This window comes from Corynebacterium sp. HMSC059E07 (assembly GCF_001814395.1).
GTDB lineage: Bacteria > Actinomycetota > Actinomycetes > Mycobacteriales > Mycobacteriaceae > Corynebacterium > Corynebacterium hesseae.
In genome coordinates, this window is sequence record NZ_KV816292.1 from 1 (window position 1) to 1,563 (window position 1,563).

The following is a 1,563-nucleotide window of genomic DNA, read 5'->3' on the forward strand; positions in this document are numbered from 1 at the left end:
TTTTGTGGTGGTTGTTGTGTTGGTTGTGTGTTCGTTATTTAGGGCGCATGGTGGATGCCTTGGCATGCTGGGCCGATGAAGGACGTGTAAGGCTGCGTTAAGCCTCGGGGAGTTGTCAATAGAGCGTTGATCCGAGGATGTCCGAATGGGGAAACCTGGCACCTGTTATGGGGTGTTACCCTTCAGTGAATTCATAGCTGTTGTGGGGGTTTACGCGGGGAAGTGAAACATCTCAGTACCCGTAGGAGAAGAAAATAAAATATGATTCTGCTAGTAGTGGCGAACGAACGTGGATGAGGCTAAACCGTGTGCATGTGATACTTGGTAGGGGTTGTGTGTGCGGTGTTGTGGGCCCCAATGTGAATCAGCTACCACTGGTTTGCTTGTGTGTTGTTGTTAGGTGAAGTGGTGTGGAAACGCCTACCGTAGAGGGTGATAGTCCCGTAGTTGAAGGCTTCAATGCATGGGTTGTTGGGTTGCCCGAGTAGCAGCGGGCTCGTGGAATCTGCTGTGAATCTGCCGGGACCACCCGGTAAGCCTAAATACTCAGTGTGACCGATAGTGTATGAGTACCGTGAGGGAATGGTGAAAAGTACCCCGGGAGGGGAGTGAAATAGTTCCTGAAACCATGTGCTTACAATCCGTCAGAGCACCTGTATGTGTGTGATGGCGTGCCTTTTGAAGAATGAGCCTGCGAGTCAGCGGCATGTCGCGAGGTTAACCCGTGTGGGGTAGCCGTAGGGAAACCGAATCCTCATGGGGTGTTTAGTGGCATGTCCTGGACCCGAAGCGGGGTGATCTACCCATGGCCAGTGTGAAGCAGTAGTAAGATGCTGTGGAGGCGCGAACCCACGTAGGTTGAAAACTGCGGGGATGAGCTGTGGGTAGGGGTGAAAGGCCAATCAAACTCCGTGATAGCTGGTTCTCCCCGAAATGCATTTAGGTGCAGCGTCGCATTAGCTTGGTGGAGGTAGAGCTACTGGTTGGTTGAGCGGGACTACAATCTTAGCAATGTCAGCCAAACTCCGAATGCCACTAATTGTGTTGTGCGGCAGTGAGACTGTGGGGGATAAGCTTCATAGTCGAGAGGGAAACAGCCCAGATCGCCGGTTAAGGCCCCTAAGGGTGTGCTAAGTGGAAAAGGATGTGGGATCGCGAAGACAGCCAGGAGGTTGGCTTAGAAGCAGCCATCCTTGAAAGAGTGCGTAATAGCTCACTGGTCGAGTGGTCCTGCGCCGACAATGTAGTGGGGCTCAAGCACACCGCCGAAGCCGCGGCAATACTTTGTATTGGGTAGGGGAGCGTCGTGCATGTGTTGAAGCGTTACCGTGAGGCGGCGTGGAGTGTGTGCGAGTGAGAATGCAGGCATGAGTAACGAATTGGAAGGTGAGAATCCTTCCCGCCGGATGACTAAGGGTTCCTGGGTCAAGTTCGTCTTCCCAGGGTGAGTCGGGACCTAAGGCGAGGCCGACAGGCGTAGTCGATGGATAACCAGTTGATATTCTGGTACCCGTATATCCGCGCCCATGATAAAGCACTGATACTAACCACCGCGGATACGAT

Annotated in this window: 1 rRNA gene; it reads left to right on the plus strand. The window is 53.1% G+C overall.

Annotation, left to right across the window (positions count from 1 at the left end):
• Nucleotides 1–27 precede the first annotated feature (27 nt).
• A 23S ribosomal RNA gene (locus tag HMPREF2967_RS13225) occupies nucleotides 28–1,563 on the plus strand; the annotation flags it as partial.